The sequence below is a fragment of the Nonomuraea sp. NPDC004580 genome (genome assembly GCF_040609855.1).
In the GTDB taxonomy this organism is placed as follows: Bacteria; Actinomycetota; Actinomycetes; order Streptosporangiales; family Streptosporangiaceae; genus Nonomuraea; species Nonomuraea salmonea.
In genome coordinates this window covers 1-3,899 of the sequence record NZ_JBEXLH010000129.1, presented here as the reverse complement: position 1 = coordinate 3,899, position 3,899 = coordinate 1, and the positions used below count along the sequence as shown (strand labels likewise).

At 69.2% G+C, this 3,899-nt stretch carries 2 protein-coding genes; one reads left to right on the top strand and one right to left on the bottom strand.

What is annotated here, in order from left to right; genetic code table 11:
* Positions 1–87 precede the first annotated feature (87 nt).
* Positions 88–2,928: an excinuclease ABC subunit UvrA gene (gene uvrA / locus ABZW11_RS46050; RefSeq protein ID WP_355432859.1), complete on the bottom strand. Its 2,841-nt coding sequence runs from the start codon at positions 2,926–2,928 to the stop codon at positions 88–90.
* Positions 2,929–3,144: 216 nt separating this feature from the next.
* Between uvrA and ABZW11_RS46045 the strand changes: the two genes are divergently transcribed.
* Positions 3,145–3,828: a maleylpyruvate isomerase family mycothiol-dependent enzyme gene (locus ABZW11_RS46045; RefSeq protein ID WP_355432856.1), complete on the top strand. Its 684-nt coding sequence runs from the start codon at positions 3,145–3,147 to the stop codon at positions 3,826–3,828.
* Positions 3,829–3,899: the final 71 nt, after the last annotated feature.

Below are 3,899 nucleotides of genomic sequence, written 5' to 3'. Positions count from 1 at the left end.
TTCAGACCGACAGATCCCGTTGAAGACCCGAGGTCAGTCAGAGGGTGGGTCAGGACTGGCGGGAGGTGCTCACCTACATCATCTCTGTCAGAGGGAGAGGATCTTGCGCAGGAAGCGGCCCGTGTGGCTGTCGTCCACCAGCGCGACCTCCTCCGGCGTCCCCGCCGCCACCAGCGTGCCGCCGCGCGACCCGCCCTCGGGACCCATGTCGATGATCCAGTCGGCGGTCTTGATGACGTCGAGGTTGTGCTCGATGACGATGACGGTGTTGCCGCCGTCGACCAGCCGCCCCAGCACGCCGAGCAGCCGCCTGATGTCCTCGAAGTGCAGCCCGGTGGTGGGCTCGTCGAGGACGTAGATCGTCCGCCCGGTCTGCCGCCGCTGCAGCTCGGAGGCCAGCTTGACGCGCTGCGCCTCACCGCCGGACAGCGTGGTGGCCGGCTGCCCGAGGCGTACGTAACCGAGCCCCACGTCGTTGAGCGTCTGCAGGTGCCGCTTGATGGCGGGGATCGCGTCGAAGAAGCCGAGGGCCTCTTCGATCGGCATGTCGAGCACCTCGGCGATCGTCTTGCCCTTGTAGTGGACCTCCAGCGTCTCCCTGTTGTAGCGGGCGCCGTGGCAGACCTCGCAGGGGACGTAGACGTCGGGCAGGAAGTTCATCTCGATCTTGATGGTGCCGTCGCCCGCGCACGCCTCGCAGCGCCCGCCCTTGACGTTGAAGCTGAAGCGCCCCGGCTGGTAGCCGCGCACCTTCGCCTCGGCCGTGGCCGCGAACAGCTTGCGGACGTGGTCGAAGACGCCGGTGTAGGTGGCCGGGTTGGAGCGCGGGGTGCGCCCGATCGGCGACTGGTCGACGTGGACGACCTTGTCGACCTGGTCCATGCCGTTGATGCGGGAGTGCCGCCCCGGCACCGTACGGGCGCCGTTGAGCTCCTTGGCCAGCGCGTTGTAGAGGATGTCGTTGACCAGCGTCGACTTGCCCGACCCCGACACCCCGGTGACCGCGGTGAACACGCCGAGCGGGAACTCGATGTCGACGCCCTTGAGGTTGTGCTCGCGCGCCCCCTTGACGGTGATCTGCCGCTTCTTGTCGCGCTTGCGGCGCTTGGCGGGCACGGCGATGCTCTTGCGCCCCGACAGGTACGCGCCGGTCATCGACTCCTCGCTGGCGAGGAGGTCCTGGACGGTGCCGGACACCACGACCTGGCCGCCGTGCTCGCCGGCGCCCGGCCCGATGTCGACCACCCAGTCGGCGGCGGCGATGGTGTCCTCGTCGTGCTCGACCACGATCAGCGTGTTGCCCATGTCGCGCAGCCTGATCAGGGTGTCGAGCAGCCGCATGTTGTCGCGCTGGTGCAGCCCGATGGACGGCTCGTCGAGCACGTAGAGCACGCCGACCAGCCCGGAGCCGATCTGCGTGGCGAGCCTGATGCGCTGCGCCTCGCCGCCGGCGAGGGTGGCGGCGGCGCGGTCCATCGTGAGGTAGTCGAGGCCGACGTCGAGCAGGAAGCCCATGCGGGCGTTGATCTCCTTGACCACCCGCTCGGCGATCTGCATGTCGCGGTCGGACAGCTTGAGCGCGGCGAGGAACTTGGCGCACTCGCCGATCGACATCGACGAGACCTCGGCGATCGACTTCCCGGCGACCGTGACCGACAGGCTGACCGGCTTGAGCCTGGCCCCCTTACAGGCGGGACACGGGATCTCGCGCATGTAGCCCTCGAAGCGCTCGCGCGCCGCGTCGCTCTCGGCCTCGGCGTGCCTGCGCTGCACCCACGGGATGACGCCGTCGTAGGTGGTGTAATAGGCGCGCTGGCGGCCGAAGCGGTTGCTGTAGCGCACGTGGATCTGCTCTTCGTGCCCGTAGAGCAGCGACTTCTGGGCCTTCTTCGGCAGCCGCTCCCACGGCGTGTCGAGGCCGAACCCCATGGCGTGGCCGAGCGCCTCGATCAGCCTGGTGAAGTATTCGCTGGTGTGGCCGCCCGACCAGGGGTGGATGGCGCCGTCGCCGAGCGCGCGCTCGGGGTCGGGCACGACGAGGTCGGGGTCGACCTCCATCTTGGTGCCGAGACCTGTGCACTCGGGGCAGGCGCCGAACGGCGAGTTGAAGGAGAACGAGCGCGGCTCCATCTCCTCGAACGACAGGTCGTCGTAGGGGCAGTAGAGGTGCTCGGAGTAGAAGCGCTCGCGGTTGGGGTCGTCTTCCGGCAGGTCGACGAATTCCAGCGTGATCGTGCCGCCGGACAGCTGCAGCGCCGTCTCGACGGAGTCGTTGAGCCGCCGCCGCGCCGACTCCTTGACCGACAGGCGGTCGACGATGACCTCGATGTCGTGCTTCTCGTACTTCTTCAGCGTCGGCGGCTCCTCCAGGCGCACGACGGTGCCGTCGACCCGCGCCCTGGCGAAGCCCTTGGTCTGCAGCTCGCGGAACAGCTCGGCGTATTCGCCCTTGCGCCCCCTGACGACCGGCGCGAGGACCTGGAACCTGGTGCCCTCTTCGAGGTCCATCACGCGGTCGACGATCTGCTGCGGCGACTGGCGGGCGATCGGCCGCGCGCACACCGGGCAGTGCGGCTTGCCGATGCGGGCCCACAGCAGCCGCAGGTAGTCGTAGACCTCGGTGATGGTGCCGACGGTGGAGCGGGGGTTCTTGCTGGTGGCCTTCTGGTCGATGGAGACCGCCGGCGACAGGCCCTCGATGAAGTCGACGTCGGGCTTGTCCATCTGGCCGAGGAACTGGCGGGCGTACGCCGACAGCGACTCGACGTAGCGCCGCTGGCCCTCAGCGAAGATCGTGTCGAAGGCCAGGCTCGACTTGCCCGAGCCGGATAGGCCGGTGAAGACGATCAGCGAGTCTCGCGGCAGATCCAGCGAGACGTCTTTGAGGTTGTGTTCTCGTGCACCACGCACGATCAGGCGGTCAGCCACGGCGATCCCGGAAGTCAAAAGGCGGATAGGTCCACGGGGGATGGTAGACGGCGGCTCCGACAATTTCGGCGGCCCGATCCACGGCCCCCGAAAATCCGTCTCTCCCAGGTTACGGCCATCTCCCGGCAGGGGAGGACCCCTTGGAATGTCAACTTGCTGACCTGCGGTTTTATGCCCTCCCAGGGTCGGCTGCCGCAGATGGTGAAATATCCGTACATGAGCGTCCTACCCGCGCTGCAGGCCGAGCTGGCCGTGGCCACCAACCGGCTGCTGGCCACGGCCGCGTCCCTCTCCGACGCCGACCTCGCCGCCCCCTCGCTCCTGCCGGACTGGACCAGGGGCCACGTGCTCGCCCACCTCGCCAAGAACGCCGACTCCCACCTCAACCTGCTGACCTGGGCGCGAACCGGCGTCCGCACCCCTCAGTACGCCTCGTTCGCCGCCAGGTCCGCCGCGATCGAGGCCGCCGCGACCCACCCCGTGGCCCGCCATCTCGCCGAGCTGGAGGACGGCGCCGCCCGCCTGGCCGCCGCCATCCGCGACCTGCCCGCGTACGCCTGGTCGGTGCAGGTGGAGGGCATGCGCCCGCCGCCGCACCCCGCCTGGTACCTGCTCGTCCGCCGGCTGCGCGAGATCGGCTTCCACCACGTCGACCTGGCCGCCGATCACACCCCCGCCGGCTGGCCCGCCTCCTTCGTACGCCGGGAGCTGCACGACTGCCTGGCCACCTGGCCCCGCGACCACAGGGTGGTGGGCCGGATCGAGCTCGTCGAGGACGGCCGGATCACCGCCACCCGCGAGCTCGGCGACGGTCCTGCCGTCCGCGGCGCGCCGCACGACATGCTGGCCTGGCTCACCGGCAGGTCGCGTGGTGAGGGGGTTAGTCTCCGATCTCCCTAGCGGGAGGCCCGTTCTGGGCTGAAAATCGGGAGTGGTTGCCCGCCGACGTCGTGTGTCCTTGGTCCGGTTGA